The sequence below is a fragment of the Leifsonia xyli subsp. xyli str. CTCB07 genome (genome assembly GCF_000007665.1).
GTDB classification, from domain to species: domain Bacteria; phylum Actinomycetota; class Actinomycetes; order Actinomycetales; family Microbacteriaceae; genus Leifsonia; species Leifsonia xyli_C.
The window spans coordinates 458036-476957 of sequence record NC_006087.1; the positions used below are offsets into that span (position 1 = coordinate 458036).

At 69.8% G+C, this 18922-nt stretch carries 15 protein-coding genes and 1 pseudogene; 12 read left to right on the plus strand and 4 right to left on the minus strand.

Going from position 1 to position 18922, the window contains the following annotated elements; genetic code table 11:
• Positions 1 to 124 precede the first annotated feature (124 nt).
• From LXX_RS02250 to LXX_RS02290, 9 genes are all read left to right on the plus strand, one after another.
• Positions 125 to 1210: a BMP family lipoprotein gene (locus tag LXX_RS02250; protein WP_011185450.1), complete on the plus strand. Its 1086-nt coding sequence runs from the start codon at positions 125 to 127 to the stop codon at positions 1208 to 1210.
• An 82-nt stretch (positions 1211 to 1292) separates the two neighbouring features.
• A complete protein-coding gene (locus tag LXX_RS02255) occupies positions 1293 to 2831 on the plus strand; it encodes an ABC transporter ATP-binding protein (protein ID WP_011185451.1) in 1539 nt (512 codons plus the stop codon).
• Complete coding sequence (locus LXX_RS02260; RefSeq protein WP_081423060.1) at positions 2828 to 4153, plus strand: ABC transporter permease; 1326 nt, start codon at positions 2828 to 2830, stop codon at positions 4151 to 4153. The genes LXX_RS02255 and LXX_RS02260 overlap by 4 nt, the downstream gene beginning before the upstream one ends.
• On the plus strand, positions 4150 to 5445 hold the full coding sequence (locus tag LXX_RS02265; protein ID WP_041767092.1) for an ABC transporter permease: 1296 nt from the start codon (positions 4150 to 4152) through the stop codon (positions 5443 to 5445). Before LXX_RS02260 ends, LXX_RS02265 begins: the two co-directional genes overlap by 4 nt.
• Positions 5442 to 5852 carry a cytidine deaminase gene (locus tag LXX_RS02270; RefSeq protein ID WP_011185454.1) on the plus strand — a complete coding sequence of 137 codons (411 nt, stop codon included), beginning with the start codon at positions 5442 to 5444 and terminating at the stop codon, positions 5850 to 5852. Before LXX_RS02265 ends, LXX_RS02270 begins: the two co-directional genes overlap by 4 nt.
• 12 nt (positions 5853 to 5864) lie before the next feature.
• Positions 5865 to 7181: a thymidine phosphorylase gene (locus tag LXX_RS02275; protein ID WP_011185455.1), complete on the plus strand. Its 1317-nt coding sequence runs from the start codon at positions 5865 to 5867 to the stop codon at positions 7179 to 7181.
• 10 nt (positions 7182 to 7191) lie between these two features.
• A complete protein-coding gene (locus LXX_RS02280) occupies positions 7192 to 8307 on the plus strand; it encodes an adenosine deaminase (protein ID WP_041767095.1) in 1116 nt (371 codons plus the stop codon).
• A 24-nt stretch (positions 8308 to 8331) separates the two neighbouring features.
• Positions 8332 to 8793, plus strand: a complete 462-nt coding sequence (locus tag LXX_RS02285) for a PTS sugar transporter subunit IIA (RefSeq protein ID WP_011185457.1) — start codon at positions 8332 to 8334, stop codon at positions 8791 to 8793.
• The gene (locus LXX_RS02290; RefSeq protein WP_011185458.1) at positions 8790 to 9062 is read left to right on the plus strand and encodes a PTS sugar transporter subunit IIB; all 273 of its coding nucleotides are present in this window, start codon (positions 8790 to 8792) and stop codon (positions 9060 to 9062) included. The genes LXX_RS02285 and LXX_RS02290 overlap by 4 nt, the downstream gene beginning before the upstream one ends.
• 96 nt (positions 9063 to 9158) lie before the next feature.
• Here the strand turns inward: LXX_RS02290 and LXX_RS02295 are convergent, their stop codons facing one another.
• Both LXX_RS02295 and LXX_RS02300 read right to left on the minus strand, forming a co-directional pair.
• Entirely contained in the window at positions 9159 to 10838 is a 1680-nt protein-coding gene (locus LXX_RS02295) for a phospho-sugar mutase (protein ID WP_011185459.1), read from the minus strand.
• Positions 10835 to 11665 carry a purine-nucleoside phosphorylase gene (locus LXX_RS02300; RefSeq protein WP_011185460.1) on the minus strand — a complete coding sequence of 277 codons (831 nt, stop codon included), beginning with the start codon at positions 11663 to 11665 and terminating at the stop codon, positions 10835 to 10837. Before LXX_RS02300 ends, LXX_RS02295 begins: the two co-directional genes overlap by 4 nt.
• Before the next feature lie 84 nt (positions 11666 to 11749).
• On the opposite strand from LXX_RS02300, the gene LXX_RS02305 reads away from it, so the two are divergent.
• Positions 11750 to 13186, plus strand: coding sequence for an NAD(P)H-quinone dehydrogenase (locus LXX_RS02305; protein ID WP_011185461.1), 1437 nt, complete (start codon positions 11750 to 11752; stop codon positions 13184 to 13186).
• 13 nt (positions 13187 to 13199) lie between these two features.
• Positions 13200 to 15029 carry a cation:proton antiporter gene (locus tag LXX_RS02310; protein ID WP_041767098.1) on the plus strand — a complete coding sequence of 610 codons (1830 nt, stop codon included), beginning with the start codon at positions 13200 to 13202 and terminating at the stop codon, positions 15027 to 15029.
• 66 nt (positions 15030 to 15095) lie between these two features.
• Here the strand turns inward: LXX_RS02310 and LXX_RS02315 are convergent, their stop codons facing one another.
• Positions 15096 to 16856, minus strand: coding sequence for an acetyl/propionyl/methylcrotonyl-CoA carboxylase subunit alpha (locus LXX_RS02315; RefSeq protein WP_011185462.1), 1761 nt, complete (start codon positions 16854 to 16856; stop codon positions 15096 to 15098).
• Positions 16857 to 16935: 79 nt separating this feature from the next.
• The gene (locus LXX_RS02320; protein WP_011185463.1) at positions 16936 to 17583 is read right to left on the minus strand and encodes a Maf family protein; all 648 of its coding nucleotides are present in this window, start codon (positions 17581 to 17583) and stop codon (positions 16936 to 16938) included.
• Between the two features lie 27 nt (positions 17584 to 17610).
• Between LXX_RS02320 and LXX_RS02325 the strand changes: the two are divergent.
• Positions 17611 to 18890 (plus strand): annotated as a pseudogene (locus LXX_RS02325) (class I SAM-dependent RNA methyltransferase).
• Positions 18891 to 18922: the final 32 nt, after the last annotated feature.

Sequence of the window (18922 nt, forward strand, 5' to 3'; positions counted from 1 at the left end):
TGTAACGCTTGCATCAAGAAGCCGAACGTCCGAACGGTGCGGTTTGTTACATTCGGTAACCTGCATTGCATATCCTGGCCCGCTCTCAATCCTGCGCGGGTCCCTGCATCCTGGAGGAAAGACTTTGACCATCACAGCTCGTAAATCCGCGCTCACCGGTCTCGTCGCGGCCGGTGTCGTCGCGCTGCTCGCGGCCTGCGGCTCAGCGCCCAGCTCGTCAAACTCGGCCGGCGCGAACTCGGCCTCTCTGCCCTGTATCGTCTCCGACCAGGGCGGCTTCAACGACCGCTCGTTCAACCAGCTCGGACTGGAGGGCGTGCAGGAGGCCGCGAAGAAAATCGGCAGCTCCTACAAGCAGGTCCAGTCGAAGAGCGCCAACGACTATCTGCCCAACATCAAGGGCCTGATCCAGCAGGGGTGCAGCGTCATCGTAGCCTCTGGGTTCAACCTGGTCGCGCCGGTGAAGGAGGCCGCCGCCGCGAACCCCAAAGTGAACTTCGTCATGGTCGACGACGACAGCATCAAGGCCGACAACGTCAAGCCGGTCGTCTTCAACACCGACGAGGCCGGCTTCCTCGCCGGGTACGCGGCGGCGAGCTCCTCGAAGACCGGTGTCATCGGGACCTACGGCGGCCAGAAGCTCCCCTCGGTCACCATCTTCATGGACGGCATTGCGGACGGCGTGAAGTACTACAACCAGCAGAAGGGCGCCGACAAGAAGGTCATCGGCTGGGATCTCGCGTCTCAGGACGGCCAGTTCGTCAACAGCTTCGTGGACCTCAACACGTCGAAGACGATCGCCCAGACCATGCTCGGCCAGAACGCCGATGTGCTGGCCCCGATCGGAGGCCCGATCTACCAGGGCGCCGGCGCGGCGATCAAGGACTCCGGCAAGGATGTCACCCTGATCGGGAACGACGCCGATGTGTACCTCACCGACCAGAACGGCTTCAACAGCCTGTTCCTGACCTCGATCATGAAGAACATCAAGCCGACGGTCGCGACGGTTGTCGAGCAGGCCGCCTCCGGCAGCGCCTTCGACAGCTCGCCGTATGTCGGGACGCTGAAGAACAACGGCGTCGGCATCGCCCCATTCCACGATTTCGCCTCGAAGATCGCCCCCACCCTTAAGAGCGAGCTGGACAAGATCAAAGCCGGCATCGTCGACGGCTCGATCAAGGTCGAGTCGCCGTCGGCGTTCGCCCAGTAGATCGCGCGACCGCGGGGAGGCCGGCCGGCGCCGGCCTCCCCGCCTCCGCCTCGAGCACCCAGCCCGAAACCCCAAGGTCCTCATGAAACTCGAACTCCGCGGCATCACGAAGAGATTCGGCGCTCTGGTCGCGAACGACCGCATCGACCTGACGGTCGAACCCGGTGAGATCCACTGCCTGCTCGGCGAGAACGGCGCAGGCAAGTCGACCCTCATGAACGTCCTGTACGGCCTGTACCAGGCGGATGAGGGCGAGATCCTCCTCGACGGCGAGGTCCAGCGCTTCGACGGTCCCGGCGACGCCATGAAGGCCGGCATCGGGATGGTCCACCAGCATTTCATGCTCATTCCTGTCTTCACCGTCGCCGAGAACGTCATGCTCGGCCACGAGCAGACCCGGTTCGGCGGCCGTCTCGATCTCACGGCCGCTCGCGCGAAGGTGCGCGAGATCTCGGCGCGGTTCGGCTTCGATGTCGACCCGGACGCGCTGGTCGAGGAGCTGCCCGTTGGCGTCCAGCAGCGTGTGGAGATCGTCAAAGCGCTCTCGCGCGATGCCGGAGTGCTCGTGTTCGACGAACCGACGGCCGTTCTGACGCCGCAGGAGACCGACGAGCTCATGACGATCATGAAGCAGCTCGCCGCCAGCGGGACGGGCATCGTCTTCATCACCCACAAGCTCCGTGAGGTTCGCGAGGTGGCGAGCCGCATCACCGTCATGCGGCTCGGCAAGGTGGTCGGCGAGGCCGACCCGGAGGCGTCCAACGCCGAGCTCGCCTCGCTCATGGTGGGCCGCAGCGTCGAGCTGAGCGTCCGGAAGGGCGAGCCGCAGCTCACGGGCGGTGTCCTCCGCGTGCGGGACCTCACCGTCCACGACTCCGCCGGGGCCGTCCTGGTGGACGCGCTGAACTTCGACGTCCGCGGCGGCGAGGTGCTCGCCATCGCCGGTGTCCAGGGCAACGGCCAGACGCAGCTGACCGAGGCGCTCCTCGGCTTGCAGAAGCGGGTGACCGGGTCGATCGAACTCGACGGCCGCGAGCTCCTCGGCCTCTCCGTGCGGAAGATCCTCGACTCCGGCGTCGGGTTCGTCCCGGAGGACCGCAACGTGGACGGCCTGGTCGCCGAGTTCTCCATCGCCGAGAATCTGATGCTCGACCGCTCCAGCGGCCCTCCCTTCGTCAAAGGAGCGAACCTCCAGCTCGCGTTCCGCGACACTTTCGCGGAGGAGAAGGTGCGCCAGTTCGATGTGCGCTCCCAGGGCATCGCGACCCGCGTTGGCAGGCTCTCCGGCGGCAACCAGCAGAAGGTCGTCCTCGCGCGCGAGCTGAGCCGCGAACTGCGCCTTTTCGTGGCCGCGCAGCCAACTCGCGGTCTGGATGTCGGCTCGATCGAGTTCGTCCACGAGAGGATCGTCGCGGCGCGCGACGCCGGTGTGCCGGTCATTGTCGTCTCCACGGAGCTGGACGAGATCATCGCTCTCGGCGACCGGGTCGCGGTCATGTACCGCGGCGGTGTCGTCGGCATCGTGCCCGCTACCACGTCCCGGGAGATCCTCGGCCTCATGATGGCCGGTGAGGTGCCACCGGCGGAGTGCCTCGTTGAGACAGAAGGAGCCTCCGCGTGAGCGAGCAGATCCCCCACGCCGACGCCGACGCCCTGGCCGGCGGCGCGCCCGCCGCCGAACCCGCGCCCGACCAGGTCCCCGCCGGGCAGCGAACCCCGGAGCCGCCCGCCCCCGGGGAGTCCCTTTCGCACCGCGTCCTGCGCGAGATCGCCTCGGGCAGCGCGCTGCTCTCGGTCTGTGCGATCATCGTCGCGCTCGTCGTCGGCGGCGTCTTCATCGCCGCGACGAACCAGCAGGTGCAGGCGGCGCTCGGCTACTTCTTCGCGCGGCCCGGAGACACCTTCGCCGCCATCGGCAACGCGGTCGGGGGAGCGTACTCGGCTCTTTTCCAAGGCGCCGTCTACAACGTCAACGCCCCCGACGTCGCCACCGGCGTCCAATCGCTGGCGACGACGCTCACCTTCGCCACCCCGCTCATCGCCGCCGGCCTCGGCGTCGCGCTCAGCTTCCGCGTCGGCCTGTTCAACATCGGCGGCCAGGGACAGATGCTCATCGCGGCCCTGTTCGCGGGCATCGTCGGCTTCAAACTGCCGATGGCCCCGGGCGTCCACCTCCTCATCGCGGTCGCCGCCGGGCTCGTCGGCGCTGCGCTCTGGGCGGCGGTTGCCGGGGTCCTCAAAGCGTATACGGGCGCGCACGAGGTCATCGTCACGATCATGCTCAACTACATCGCGCTCAACCTTCTCAACTACCTGCTCACGACATCGTTCCTGAGCGCCCCGGGCGCGAACGATCCGCGCACCCCGGAGACACTGCCGACGGCGGTTTTCCCCAAGCTCTTCGGCAGCGGGTATTCGCTGGACATCGGCATCCTGTTCGTGATCCTCGCGACCGTCGCCGTGTGGTGGCTGCTCGAGCGGTCGAGCCTCGGCTTCCGCTTCCGTGCGGTCGGCGAGAACCCGAACGCCGCGCGCGTCGCTGGCATGTCGGTCAAGTCGGTCTACCTGTGGGCGATGGTCATCTCGGGCGCGCTCGTCGGCCTCGCCGGGGCGACTCAGGTGCTCGGGCAGATCACCACCGGGTTTGGCAGCGACATCGACGCCGGCATCGGTTTCTCGGCGATCACGGTCGCGTTGCTCGGCCGTTCGCGCCCGTTCGGCGTGCTCATCGCCGGTGTCCTCATCGGCGCTTTCCAGGCCGGCGGCTTCGCCATGCAGGCTGCCGACAACGTGCCGGTGGAGGTCATCGCGATCATCCAGTCCGTCACGGTGCTCTTCATCGCCGAGCCGCCGCTTGTGCGGGCGATCTTCCGGCTGCCGGCGCCCGGCGCGCCGAGCCGGACCCGCAGAGCGTCTCGCACGAAGGGAGCGGTCGCGCGATGACCGTCGCCACCCAGCCCGCTGCCCCCGCGCCGACCGGGGTCGAAGGAGAGCCTGCCCGCGTCATGGTCCGTCACTGGCGCCTGCCGATCGCGTTCGCGGCCTTCGGCCTCGTGAGTATCCTGCTCTTCCTGGTCTTCCCCCGCTCCGGCGAGACGACGTACACCTTCACAGCGAAGAACGACTTCTTCGCCATCCCGAACCTGCCTGTACACACCCTGGCGGCCGGTTTCGCCGTGACGGCGATCGCCCTGGCGATCACGGTGGCCGCCTTCGTCCTCGTGGCGGGTGGACGCCGGGTTCCGCTCTGGCTCGGGGCTGTGTTCGCCTTCGCTCTGCTGTTCGGGTTCGTCACCTGGTCCGCCGGCTCCGGGACGGTGCCCGTCGCGGGCCTCCTCGCGGCGGCGCTCGGCCTCAGCGTCCCGATCATCTACGGCGCTCTGGGCGGTGTGCTGTCCGAGCGCGTCGGCGTCGTCAACGTCGCCATCGAGGGCCAGCTGCTCGGCGGCGCCTTCACCTCGGCGATCCTCGCCACCATGACGCACTCGGCCGTCGTCGGTCTGATCGGCGCGGCCGTCGCCGGGGCGCTCGTCTCGTTCGTCCTCGCGGCGTTCTCGATCAAATACCTCGTCGATCAGGTCATCTTCGGCATCGTGCTCAACGTGCTCGTCTCCGGCGTGACCGGCTTCTTCTACACGGCGGTCATGGCGAACAACACGGCGGCCTTCAACCTGCCGCCCACGCTTCCGAGTCTGCCGATTCCGCTGCTGAGCCAGATCCCGGTGATCGGCCCCGTGCTGTTCGATCAGACGTTCATCGTGTACGCGATGTACGTCGCGGTGGCCGGTGTCTCCTTCTTCCTGTTCCACACACGCTGGGGTCTTCGGGTGCGCGCGGTCGGCGAGCACCCGAAGGCGGCCGACACGGTCGGCGTCAAGGTCGCCTCCACGCGGTTCTGGACGGTGCTGATCGCCGGCGCGATCGCTGGCTTCGGCGGCGCGTACTTCACGATCGGCGGCGTCGGCGGGTTCGTCAAAGACATGACGAGCGGTCTCGGCTACATTGCGTTGGCCGCTGTGATCTTCGGCCGCTGGAACCCGATCCGCGCCACCCTCGCCGCGCTCCTCTTCGGCTTCGCCGCCGCGCTACAGAGTCTGCTCGACCTGCTGCACGCCCCGATCCCGAGCGAGTTCCTGCGAATGCTGCCCTATCTGGTGACGATCGTCGCCGTTGCCGGTCTGGTCGGTATCTCGCGCGGACCTGCCGCCTCCGGTAAACCCTACATAAAATCATGACAGCCGTGATTGATTGGGAGGCTCTTCGTGCGGCGGCCCGCGAGGCCAGGGCCCACGCCTACGTCCCGTACTCGCGTTTCCCTGTCGGGGCGGCGGCACTCGTGGATGACGGCCGCATCGTCAGCGGCTGCAATGTGGAGAACGCCAGCTACGGTGTCACGCTGTGCGCTGAGTGCGGACTCGTCTCCGCGCTCGCGATGTCCGGTGGCGGCCGGCTCATCGCTTTCACCTGTGTGAACGGCGACGGCGATACCCTCATGCCGTGCGGACGCTGCCGGCAGCTGCTCTCCGAGCACGCGGGTGAGGGGATGATGCTGGAGACCGTCTCCGGCCTCCGCACCATCGACGAGGTGCTGCCCGACGCCTTCGGTCCGCGGCAACTCGCCGAGCACCGCAACAACGACTGAGAAAGACACCCCGTGACCCAGACCGCAGGAACGGTCGAGGCGTTCGATGCCGTCGACCTGATCAGGACCAAGCGCGACCGCGGAGAGCTCCGCACTGCCGAGATCGACTGGCTGGTGGACGCCTACACCCGCGGCTACGTGGGCGACGAGCAGATGTCTGCGATGGCGATGGCGATCTTCCTCAACGGGATGACCCGCCGCGAGATCAAGGACCTCACGCTCGCCATGATCGCCTCGGGCGAGCGCATGGACTTCTCCGGTCTTGGCAAGCCCACCGCGGACAAGCACTCCACCGGCGGTGTCGGCGACAAGATCACCCTGCCGCTCATGCCGCTGGTCGCCGTCTTCGGCGTCGCCGTTCCGCAGCTCTCCGGCCGCGGTCTCGGGCACACCGGAGGGACGCTCGACAAGCTTGAGAGCATCCCGGGCTGGCGCGCCGACTTGTCGAACGAGGAGATGTTCGCGCAGCTCCGGAACGAGGGCGGCGTCATCTGCGCGGCCGGTTCGGGGCTCGCCCCGGCCGACGGCAAGCTGTACGCGCTGCGCGACATCACGGGTACGGTCGAGGCCATCCCGCTGATTGCCTCCTCGATCATGTCCAAGAAGATCGCGGAGGGCACCGGCGCGCTGGTCCTCGACGTGAAGTTCGGTTCGGGAGCGTTCCTCAAAGACATCGAGAAATCGCGCGAGCTGGCGCGGACGATGGTCGAGCTGGGCACGGACGCCGGGGTCGCCACCTCGGCGCTGCTCACGGATATGAATGTCCCGCTGGGCCTTGCGATCGGCAACGCCAACGAGGTGCGCGAGTCCTTCGAGGTGCTCGCCGGCGGCGGTCCCGCCGATGTCGTGGAGCTGACGGTCGCACTCGCGCGCGAGATGCTCGCACTGGCCGGTCAGCCGGACGCGGATGTCGAGGCGGCGCTGAGGGACGGGAGGGCGATGGACAAGTGGCGGGAGGTCATCCGCGCCCAGGGCGGCGACCCGGAGGCGGCGCTTCCGGTGGCGAGGGAGACGCACACCGTGCTCGCTGCGGAGGACGGCGTCCTGATCGAGCAGCAGGCCCTCCCCTTCGGCATCGCTGCGTGGCGTCTGGGCGCTGGCCGCGCCCGCAGGCAGGACCCGTTGCAGCACGCGGCGGGCATCGACCTGCACGCGAAGCCGGGCGATGAGATCCGCGCCGGCCAGCCGCTGTTCACCCTCTCCGCCGACGAGCCGGCGCGCTTCGAGCGCGCGCTCGAAGCGCTCGACGGCGCCTATCGGATCGCCCCCGCCGGGACGCCGTTCGAGCGCGGGCCGATCGTCGCGGAGCGGATCGGCCGTGCCCGGTAGATTGAGAGGTATGAGCGAGAACGAGACGTACGCGCTGCCCGACGGCACCGATATCCAGGCCCTGCCGAAAGTGTCGCTGCACGACCACCTGGACGGCGGCCTGCGCCCGGTGACCGTTCTGGAGCTGGCCGACGCAGCCGGCGTCGACCTCCCGGCCGGCGATGCCAATTCCCTGGGCCGCTGGTTCGTCGAGAAGTCGAATTCGGGCTCCCTGGTCGAGTACCTCAAGACGTTCGATCTGACGACCGCCGTCATGCAGACCCGCGAGAGCCTCATCCGCGTCGCGCGCGAGTTCGTGCAGGATCTCGGGGCAGACGGGGTCGTTTACGGCGAGGTGCGCTGGGCGCCGGAGCAGCATCTGGGCCGCGGGCTCAGCCTCGACGAGACGGTCGAAGCCGTGCAGGAGGGAATTGAGCAGGGCATCCAGGATGTGTACGCGACCGGCGCGCGCATCCGCGTCGGCCAGCTGGTGTCCGCGATGCGCCACACCGATCGCAGTCTCGAGATCGCTGACCTGGCGGTGCGGCACCGCGATGACGGCGTGGTCGGGTTCGACATCGCCGGTCCCGAGGCGGGCTTCCCGCCCTCGAACCACCGCGCCGCGTTCGACTACCTGGCCGCCCAGTTCTTCCCGACCTCGGTGCATGCGGGCGAGGCGGACGGTCTCGGCAGCATCCGGAGCGCGCTGTTCGATGGCCGCGCGCTGCGGCTCGGGCACGGCGTGCGCCTTGCCGAGGATATCACGATCGAACGCCAGGACGACGAGAACACCTATGTGACGCTCGGGACGCTCTCGCAGTGGGTCAAGGATCGCGAGATCGCCCTGGAGACGAGCCCGAGCTCGAACCTGCAGACCGGGGCCATCGCGGCCTGGGGCGACGGCATCCTGGACCACCCGTTCGACTTGCTCTACCAGCTCGGCTTTCGGGTGCTGGTGAACACCGACAATCGGCTGATGAGCGGCACGACGCTGACCCGCGAGCTGAGCGTCCTGGCCGATGCCTTCGCCTATGACCGCACCGACCTCGAAATCTTCCAGCTGAACGCGGCGGCGGCGGCCTTCCTCCCCCTTGAGGAGCGTGAGGAGCTGGCCGGGATCGTCACAGCGGGTTTCGAGGGTTCCTGACCCATCGGGCGATACGCTGGAGGCATGCCCCTGCCACCGCTGCCAGCCTCCGCCGTGACCGTCGGCGCCCACGCCGCCGATTGGCGCGAGGCTGTGGAGCTGGCGGGGGCGGCGCTGGCGCGTTCGGGCGCGACGCAACCGGGATACACGGCCCGCATGGTGCAGGTGATCGAGGAGTTCGGGGCGTACATCGTGATCGCCCCCGGCCTAGCGCTCGCACACGCGCGACCCGGCCTGGACGTGAACGCCGACGGACTCGCCGTGGTGACGCTGGCTGAGCCGGTCGCGTTCGGGCACCCACACAACGACCCCGTCTCGGTGATCATCGGCCTGGCCGTGTCCACACCGGACGCGCATGTCACCAGCGTCGCGGAACTGGCCAATGTGTTCAACGACCCCGATTCGATTCCGGCGCTCGCGGACGCGAGCGGGGTGGCCGAGGTGCAGCGCATCCTGGCGCTCAGCGAGGGAGAGGCCACACCGTGAAGATCGTGGCGATCTGCGGCGCCGGTGTCGGTACCTCCGGCATCCTGAAGGTCAACGCCGAGCGGGTGCTCGAACGGTTGGGGATCGACGCCGACGTCGCGGCATCGGACGCGTCGAACGTCGCGACCGCGGCGTCCGACGCCCAGATCGTCCTGACGTCGCCGGAGCTGGCCGATCGCATCGGACCGACCAACGCTGACGTGATCGTGGTGCAGAACTACTTCGACCTCGGCGAGCTGGAGCGGAAGCTGAGCGAGGCGCTCGGCTAGCTGGGGGAGGCCAGGACGTTCGCTGACGGTGTCGCGGATGCGGGCGGCTGTCCGTCGTGCGCGCCGTGGGGCCGGTGGCCGTTGTGGGGGAACCGGCTACGCCGTCAGCGCCCGCATCGCGTCCGCCAGGGCAGCGACCCGTGCGGCGGCGGTCGAGCGCCGCTCGGCGAGGGTGCCTTCGTCGCTCGACGCATCGATGTAGATCTTGAGCTTCGGCTCCGTCCCGCTCGGTCGCACCATCACGCGCGAGCCGTCCGCCAGCAGGATGCGGAGCACATCGTTCGGCGGGAGGTCGCCGAGACCGTCGCTCAGGTCGTCGATCCGGCTCACGGCGACCGCGCCGAGGGTGCTCGGCGGGGTCGCTCGCAGAGTCGCCATGATCTCGCCGATACGGGAGACATCGCTGACGCGGAGGGAGATCTGGTCGCTCGCGAAGAAGCCGAAGCGCTCGGCGAAGGCGTCCAGCTGGTCCGCGATCGTACGCCCCTCCGCGGCCAGGCTGCTGGCCAGGTCGAGCAGTGCGGTCGCGGCGGAGATGCCGTCTTTGTCGCGGAGGGTCTGCGGGTTCACGAGGTAGCCCAGCGCCTCCTCGTAGCCGAAGATCAGCCCGGGTGCGCGGGAGACCCATTTGAAACCGGTGAGCGTGTTCGCGAAGCCGAGGCGGTACGCCTCCGCGACCGCCGCCAGCGCCGGGGAGGAGACGATCGAGCAGGCGAGCGTGCCGCCCTCTTCGGCAGTCAGTTCGGCGGCGCGCCAGCCCAGCAGGGCGCCGACCTCGTTGCCGCTCAGCCGGCGGTAGCCGTCGGTCGAGGCTGGGTCGGGGATGGCGACCGCGAGCCGGTCGGCGTCCGGGTCATTGGCGATGACCAGGTCGGCCCCGGCCTCGCGCGCCGTGGCGAACGCGAGATTCATCGCGCCCGGTTCCTCGGGGTTCGGAAACGCGACGGTCGGGAACGCCGGATCGGGATCGCGCTGCGCGGTCACGACCGCGGGCGCGGCGAACCCGGCGCGGGCGAACACCTCCCGGGCCGTGCGCCAGCCGACGCCGTGCATGGCCGTGTACGCGAACGAGACGGCGTCCCGCGGAGCGGAGGCGCTCGCGACGGCGGCGGTCGCCGCGATGTAGTCGCGCTCGACCTCCTCGCCGGCGACCTCGTACCGATCCGAGCGGGGCAGCTCTGCGACGCTGCCCCGAGCCACGTCCAGGATGTGCGCGGCGATCTCCGCATCCGTCGGGGAGACGATCTGCGAGCCGTGGCTCTTGCCGCCGAGATAGACCTTATAGCCGTTGTCGTTCCGCGGGTTGTGGCTGGCGGTGACCATGACACCGGCGCTCGTGCCCAGGTGTCGAACCGCGAACGCGAGCACCGGGGTGGGCAGCAGGCGCGGCAGGAGGACGGCGCGCACGCCGGCTCCGACCATGAGCTCCGCCGTGTCGCGGGCGAAGACAGCGGAGTTCTTGCGGCCGTCGTAGCCGATGACGACCGAGGGGGTTCCGTCCCCGGCGTTTTCCCTCAGCCAGCGGGCGAAGCCGGCCGCGGCCTGGGCCACCAGAACGCGGTTCATCCGGTTCGGGCCGGCGGCGATCTCGCCGCGGAGACCGGCCGTGCCGAAAGCGAGACGGGCGCCGAAGCGCGAGCGGAGGTCGGCGATGGCCCCGGCCGAACCGGACTCGGCGCTGGCGAGGAGAGCCTCGAGCTCCCGGCGCGTCTCGGGGTCGGGGTCTTGCTCCAGCCAGACGCGGGCGTCGGCGAGGAGCTGCGCGGTGTCGCTCACAGGGCCTCCACGATCCGGGCGAGCAGGGCTCCGATCACCGGTTCGGCCTCGCGCCCTGCTTCGATGACCTCCTGATGGCTGAGCGGGGTCTTCTGGATGCCGGCCGCGAGGTTCGTGATGAGCGACATCCCCAGGATCTCCATGCCCGCCTGGCGCGCGGCGATCGCTTCGAGGGCCGTCGACATTCCGACGATGTGCCCGCCGATCGTCTTCGCCATCTGGACCTCGGTCGGGGTCTCGTAGTGTGGTCCGCGGAACTGCGTGTAGACGCCCTCGTCCAGGCTCGGGTCGATGGTGCGCGCCAGGTCGCGCAGGCGTTTCGAATAGAGGTCCGTCAGGTCGATGAAGGTCGCGCCCTCCAGCGGCGAGTCGGCGGTGAGGTTGATGTGGTCGCTGATGAGGACCGGCGTCCCGGCTTTCCAGGTCTCCTTGATGCCGCCCGCACCGTTCGTGAGGATCATCGTCGCGGCGCCCGCGGCTGCGGCGGTGCGGACGCTGTGGACAACGCGGCGGACGCCGTGGCCCTCGTAGCAGTGGGTGCGCGCGCCGATGACAAGGGCGTGCTTGCCGTTGCCCAGCCGGAGGGAGCGGAGGGTGCCGACGTGGCCCTCCAGTGCGGGCTTGCCGAAGCCGACGATCTCGGTGGCAGGGACGGACGCGACGGTCTCGCCGATCAGATCGGCGGCCCTGCCCCAGCCGCTGCCGAGCGTGAGCGCGATGTCGTGCTTTGCGACCCCGGTCTTCTCCGCGAGCTGTTCCGCGGCGCGCTCGGCCACCTCGAACGGATCGGTGTCAGGGTCCTCAAGCGGGTTCAGGGTTTCCGGCATGCGCCCACTCTACTGAGCGCTCTCCGCGGACGCTGCTAACCTGGCGGGGCGACGGCGCAGCCCGCATACGGAAGAATGGGCGGCATGGCCTACGAATTCGAGCGCAAGCAGCGGATCGCCGTCCTCGGCGGCGGACCCGGCGGGTATGAGGCGGCGATCGCCGGGGCGCAACTCGGGGCCGATGTCACCCTCATCGAGCGCTCCGGCGTCGGCGGCTCGGCTGTCATCACCGATGTCGTTCCCTCCAAGAGCCTCATCGCGACAGCGGAGGCCACCAACTCCATCGCCGAGGCAGCCGACCTCGGCGTCCAGTTCTTCTCCCGCGACGCCAGCGGCAAGCCGGTGCGCCCGGAGATCGCCGTCAATCTGGCGGCGGTCAACAAGCGGCTCATGGGCCTCGCCCGCCAGCAGTCGGAGGACATGCGCGCGGAGCTCGTGCGTTCGGGCGTCCGCATCGTCTCCGGGGAGGGCCGGCTCGACGGTCCGGGCGCCGTCATCGTCTCGACGGTGCGGGGCGACTCGGGTACGGACTTCGACAGTGTGGATGCGGACACCATCGTGGTCGCCGTCGGCGCCCGCCCGCGCATCCTGTCCTCCGCCGAGCCGGACGGCGAACGCATCCTGACCTGGACCCAGCTCTACGATCTGGGAGCGATCCCCGAGCACCTCGTGGTCGTCGGCTCGGGCGTCACCGGAGCGGAGTTCGCCTCGGCCTACACGGCGCTCGGCTCGAAGGTCACCCTCATCTCTTCCCGCGACCAGGTGCTCCCGGGCGAAGACGCGGACGCCGCCAGCGTGATCGAGAACGTCTTCAAGCGCAACGGGATGCAGGTGCTCTCCACCTCCCGCGCCGAGTCGGTGGTCCGGGCCGGGGACGGCGTGGTCGCCACGCTCTCCGACGGTCGCACCGTGGAGGGCAGCCACTGCCTGATGGCCGTCGGCTCGATCCCGAACACCGCCGGGATCGGGATGCAGGAGGCCGGGGTGCAGCTGACGCCGTCCGGCCACATCCGGGTCAACCGGGTCGCCCGCACCTCCATCCCGAACATCTACGCCGCGGGAGACTGCTCCGATCTGCTGCCGCTCGCGTCGGTCGCCTCGATGCAGGGCCGCACGGCGGTCTTCCACGCGATGGGCGACGCGGTCAATCCGATCGAGCTGCGCAACGTCACCTCCAACATCTTCACCCAGCCGGAGATCGCGACGGTCGGCTGGAACCAGAAGCAGATCGAGGAGGGCATCGCGCAGGGCGACATCTACAAGCTGCCGCTGAAGTCCAACCCGCGCGCGAAGATGCTCGGCATCCGCGACGGGTTCGTGAAGCTCTTCGCCCGCACCGGGTCGGGGACCGTGATCGGCGGCGTGATCGTGGCCCCGCGTGCCTCCGAGCTGATCTTCCCGCTCGCGCTCGCCGTCGAGCACCGTCTCACGGTCGACCAGGTCGCCCGGGCGTTCACGGTGTACCCGTCCCTCTCCGGTTCCATCTCGGACGCGGCCCGCGCGATGCACATCGTCCTGTAGGGGAGGAGTGCGCATGGAGGAGACTCTGGTCATCGGCGTCCTCGTCGTTCTGGCCATCGCAGCGGCCACGGCGATCGGCCCCCGCTTCGGCGTCGCCTCGCCGCTCGTCCTCGTCGTCGTCGGCATTCTGGTGAGCCTGCTGCCGTTCGTGCCCGCGGTCACGATCGAGCCGGAGTGGGTTCTAGCCGGTGTGCTCCCGCCCCTGCTGTATTCGGCCTCGGTGTCGATGCCGTCGATGACCTTCCGCCGCGAGTTCGCTGCGATCAGCGGGCTGTCCGTCCTCCTGGTCGTCGTCAGCTCGGTGCTGCTCGGCCTGCTCTTCGCCTGGGTCATCCCCGGGCTCGGCCTAGCGTGGGGCATCGCGCTCGGCGCTATCGTCAGCCCGCCGGACGCGGTGGCCACCGGGATCGTGAAACAGGCGGGCGTCTCGCCGCGCGTCGTCGCCATCCTCGAGGGCGAGAGTCTGCTCAACGATGCCACGGCGCTGGTGCTGCTGCGCGCGGCCGTCGCTGCCACAGCGGCGTCGTTCACGTTCGGCGCGGTGGTCGTCTCGTTCGTCTCCTCGGTGCTGATCGCCATCCTCTTCGGCTGGGCCGTCGGACGGCTGAACCTGCTTGTCCGGCAGCGGGTGAAAGATGCCACGGTCAATACCGTCATCTCCTTCACCGTCCCTTTCCTGGCCTCCCTCCCCGCCGAAGCGCTCGGCGCCTCGGGACTCGTTGCGGCCGTCGTCGCCGGACTCGTCACCGGCAGCCGCGCGCCTCGGGTGCTCTCGCCGGAGCACCGGCTCTCGGACACGCAGAACTGGCGGACGGTCGAGATGGTGTTGGAAGGCGTCATCTTCCTGACGATGGGCCTCGAACTTTTCGGCATCCTGCAGAAGGTCGAGAACGATCACTCCGGTCTGCTGCCCCTCGTCGCGGTCGCCGCCGGGGCGCTGCTCCTGACGATCCTCGTGCGCGCCGCCTTCGTGGCGCCCCTCCTGGCGATGCTCGGCCGCCGCCATCGGCGCGGTCAGCGGATGCGGCCCGCGCTCGAGCGGATGCACCAGCGCCTCGAAGACCCGGAAGGCGTTCAGCGCGACATCGCCGAGCGGCTGGCCGGTGCGAGGTCGGCACAGCGGGCGCTGCCGGGTGCGGAGGGCGCGGATGCGGTGCGGGCGGACGCGGGCCGGGCCGATGCGGTGCGCGCCGTCGGCGCGCCGTCCCGCGCCGTCCCCCTCACCGGCCGCGCGGTTCGTGCCCGGATAATCGTCCGCAGCACAGTTCTGCGCCGCGGCGTCCCCACCGCCGAGAACCTCGCCCGCTTCGGTGTGCGCCTCCGCCGGCTCCTCGCTGACATTGACTACTTCACCGAGGCCCCGCTCGGCTGGCGGGAGGGCGGCATCGTCGTCTGGGCGGGGATGCGCGGGGCTGTCACGGTCGCCGCCGCGCAGAGCCTTCCGGACGAGACCCCCGGGCGTTCCGTGCTGGTTCTCATCGCCTTCCTCGTCGCCGCTGGGTCGCTTCTGCTTCAGGGCGGTACGCTGGCCCTTGTTCTGCGGCTCCTCAAACCCAGTGCCGCGGACCCCGACGCCGAGCGTGATGAGCGCCGCCGCCTGATGGCGCTGCTGCGCGACGCGGGAAGAACCGTCCCTCTCCCTGCCACCGTCGAGCGCACCCCCGAGGTCTTCCAACAGTACAAGGCCGCCCGCCTCGCCCGCATCCGCGCCCAGCGCTCCGCCCTCCTCGACGCCCGCGACGAAGGCACCTTCAGCGCGGATGTCCTCGTCGGCGCCCTCAACAACCTCGACGCCGCAGAGATCAGCATCGAGCTCAAAGGCGCCCCTATCGATTCCCCCTGACCGCTGTCATCCTCTCCCACCGGGTGAGCGGTGCGGAGGCAGGACAGGGACGCGCAGCGGGGGCGGTCAGACGATGCTGAGGAGCGGGTGGCCGGAGGAGACGGTCTCGCCTACGGCGGCGTTGATGGCGGCGATGGTGCCGTCCTTGTGGGCGGTGAGGGGCTGCTCCATCTTCATGGCCTCGAGGACGAGCACGAGATCCCCCTTGACCACTTCGTCGCCGTCGGCGACCGCGACCTTGACGACGGTCGCCTGCATCGGCGCAGTGAGTGCGTCGCCCGTCGCGGTGTCGACCGCATGCCCGCCCCCGCGGCGACGCGGGGCGGGCGGGGTTTTCTCGGGGGAGCCGCCGGCCAGCAGGCGGGCGGGGAGGGAGACCTCGATGCGCTTGCCCTCGACCTCGACGACGACGTTGCTCCGGCGTTCCGCCGCGGACGGGTCGCCGAGCTCGCCGGACCACGGCTCGATGCCGCCGGCCCATTCGGTCTCGATCCAGCGGGTGTACATGGAGAACGGCTCGCCGTCCTGCGGAGCGAAGGCAGGGTCGCGCACAATCGCGCGGTGGAACGGCAGCACCGTCGGCAGGCCCGCGACCTCGAACTCGTCCAAGGCGCGGCGCGAGCGCTCCAGCGCCTCCTCGCGGGTGGCGCCGGTGACGATCAGCTTCGCGAGCATGGAGTCGAACGCGCCGCTGATGACGTCGCCCGCCTGGACGCCGCTGTCGACGCGGACACCGGGGCCGCTGGGCGCTTTGAAAATGTGGACAGGGCCCGGAGAGGGGAGGAAGCCGCGGCCGGCGTCCTCGCCGTTGATGCGGAACTCGAAGGAGTGGCCACGGGGGGCCGGGTCGACGCCGTCGAGCTCGCCTCCTTCCGCGAGGCGGAACTGCTCCCGGACGAGGTCGATGCCGGTCACCTCCTCCGAGACCGGGTGCTCGACCTGGAGACGGGTGTTCACTTCGAGGAACGATACGGTGCCGTCTTTGCCGATGAGGAACTCGCAGGTGCCGGCGCCCTGGTAGCCGACCTCCTTCAGAATCGCCTTGGAGGCGCTGGAGAGCTTCTCCAGCTGCTCCGGGGTGAGGAACGGCGCGGGGGCCTCCTCGACCAGCTTTTGGTGCCGGCGCTGCAGCGAGCAGTCGCGGGTCGAGACGACCACGACGTTGCCGTAAGCGTCGGCGAGGCACTGGGTTTCGACGTGGCGCGGCTGGTCGAGGTATTTCTCCACGAAGCACTCGCCGCGGCCGAACGCCGCGATCGCCTCGCGGGTGGCGGACTCGAAGAGCTCGGCCACTTCGTCCCGGGCGCGGGCCACCTTGAGGCCGCGCCCGCCGCCGCCGAACGCCGCTTTGATGGCGACGGGCAGGCCGTGCTCGTTCGCGAAGTCGAGCACCTCGGCCGCGTCGGCGACCGGGTTGAGGGTGCCGGGGGCCAGCGGTGCGCCCACTTTCTCGGCGACGTGCCGGGCGGAGACTTTGTCGCTGAGGCGTTCGATGGCCTCCGGCGACGGGCCGATCCAGACGAGGCTGGCGGCGATGACGGCGCGGGCGAAGTCGGCGTTCTCGGCGAGGAAGCCGTATCCCGGATGCACGGCGTCGGCGCCCGAGCGGCGGGCGATGGAGAGCAGCTTGTCGATGACCAGGTATGTCTCGGCGCTGGTGGAGCCCTGGAGGCCGTAGGCCTCGTCCGCGAGCCTGACATGCAGGGCGTCGCGGTCCTGGTCGGCGTAGACGGCGACGGAGCCGATTCCGCTGTCGCGTGCGGCGCGGATGATCCGGACGGCGATCTCGCCCCGGTTGGCGATGAGGACCTTGGAGATACGTGGCACAGTTCTCCAGCCTATTGCGCGAGCCGGATCAACTTTTGGACGATTCCAACAAAAATAAATCCAAAATCCTTCAGGTTGTCTATAGCGACACTCCGGCGCGGTTCCACAGCTCGGTCCACTCGATTCTGAGCTGTCGAACCAGGTCGCGCAGGGTGGAGAGGGACAGCCCGACGACGGTGCTCGGATCGCCCTCCACCCGGCGGATGAAAGGGCCGCCCAAGCTGTCGATGGTGAACGCGCCCGCGACCTCCAGGGGTTCGCCGCTGGCGATGTAGGCGTCGATTTCGGCGTCGGTGACGTCTGCGAACGAGACGGCGGCGACGGCCGTTGCCCCGACAGCGGCGTTCTCCACGCCCCCGCGGTGGTCGATGAGCCAGTGCCCGGAGTGCAGGCGCCCGGTGCGGCCGCGCTGCGCCCGCCAGCGCTCGCGTGCGATCTCGGGCCGGTGCGGTTTGCCGTGGAGGGCGCCGTCGATCGCGAACGCCGAGTCGCCGCCGAAGACGAGCCCGTCGATCGGCTCGCCGTCGAGCGCGCCACGCACGGCCTCCGCTTTCAGCCGGGCGAGTAACTGCACCATCGCGTCGGGGGAGAGCGGTCCGTGTTCGGCTTCCGCTGCGGCGACGGCGGCGGGCTCGTCCACCTGCGACGGCACGACGACGGGCTCGATCCCAGCGGCGCGCAGCAGCGCGAGGCGGGCGGGGGAGGTGGAGGCGAGGTAGAGCCGCATGGTCGTCACCTGTGGGATGCTCGATGGATGCCCCGGAGAGATGAGGTCGACCTCGACATTACCAACGTCGCCCACGGAGGCGTGTTCGTCGCCCGGCACGAGGGTCGCGTGGTCTTCGTGCCCGACACGATGCCGGGGGGAGCGCATCCGCGCCCGGATCGCCGACCGCAGGCACGACCGGTTCTGGCGCGCCGAGGCGCTCGACGTCCTGGAGGCAGCGCCCGAGCGCCAGAAGCATGTCTGGTCCGCTGCGGGCAGCGACCGAGCCCCCGGCCAGCGGCCCGGAGGGGCGGAGTTCGGCCACATCCGCCTGGCTCATCAGCGCGAGCTCAAGCGGTGCGTGATCGTGGACGCCCTGCAGCGCACCGCCCAGCTCGATCGGGGACTGATCGACGCGCTGGGCGTCGCGGTCGAGTCGGCTGCGGGCGAGACCGAGGACGGTGCCGGCTGGCGCACCCGCGTCCGGCTACAGGTCGGCGAGGGCGGCGGCATCGGCCCCTTCGCGGCGCGCAGCCACACGGTCATCCCGGTCGACGACCTCCCGCTTGCGACCGCTCTCGTCTAGGAGTCCACCCCGTTCGGTCAGCGTTTCCCCGGAGCGGAGTCGGTGGATGTCGTCGCCACAGCGCTTGGCACGGCCCATGTCCTCGTCAACGACGCCCCCGGGCGCCGCGGCGCCCGGCTGGTCCGCCCGCGTCGCCGTCCGGCCCCGATCCGCGAGCGCGTGGGCGAGCGCGAGTTCCGCGTGGACGCCCGCGGTTTCTGGCAGGTGCATCGGGCCGCTGCGACGACGCTGACGGCGGCCGTCCAATCGGCCGTCGACGAGGCCCTGTTCGACTCGCGCGCCGCGAACCTCGACCTCTACGGCGGGGTCGGCCTCCTCTCGGCAGCTCTCGGCGACCGGTTCGGCCCGACCCTGCGCATCACCTCCGTCGAGTCCGACGGGGCTGCCACCGACGATGCGGCGGAGAACCTCGTGGACTGGGTCGGCGCTGCCGCGGTCACGGGGCGCGTCGAGCATGTCGTCGCGGGTCTCGTCACCGGTGCGTCCGCGGCGGAGCGCGCCCGCCTGCGCGCGGCGACTGTCGTCCTGGACCCGCCCCGCTCCGGCGCGGGGCGGGCTGTCGTGAACGCGATCGCCGAGCTGCGGCCCGCGCAGATCGTCTATGTCGCGTGCGACCCTGTCGCGCTGGCCCGGGATGTGGCCTTCTTCGCCGAGCGCGGCTATCCGCTGCGCAACGCTGCGGGCGTTCGATCTGTTCCCCCACACCCATCACGTCGAAGTGGTCACCGCGCTGACCCCCTGACCGGAGATGTATGCATTCCCACCACTACGATG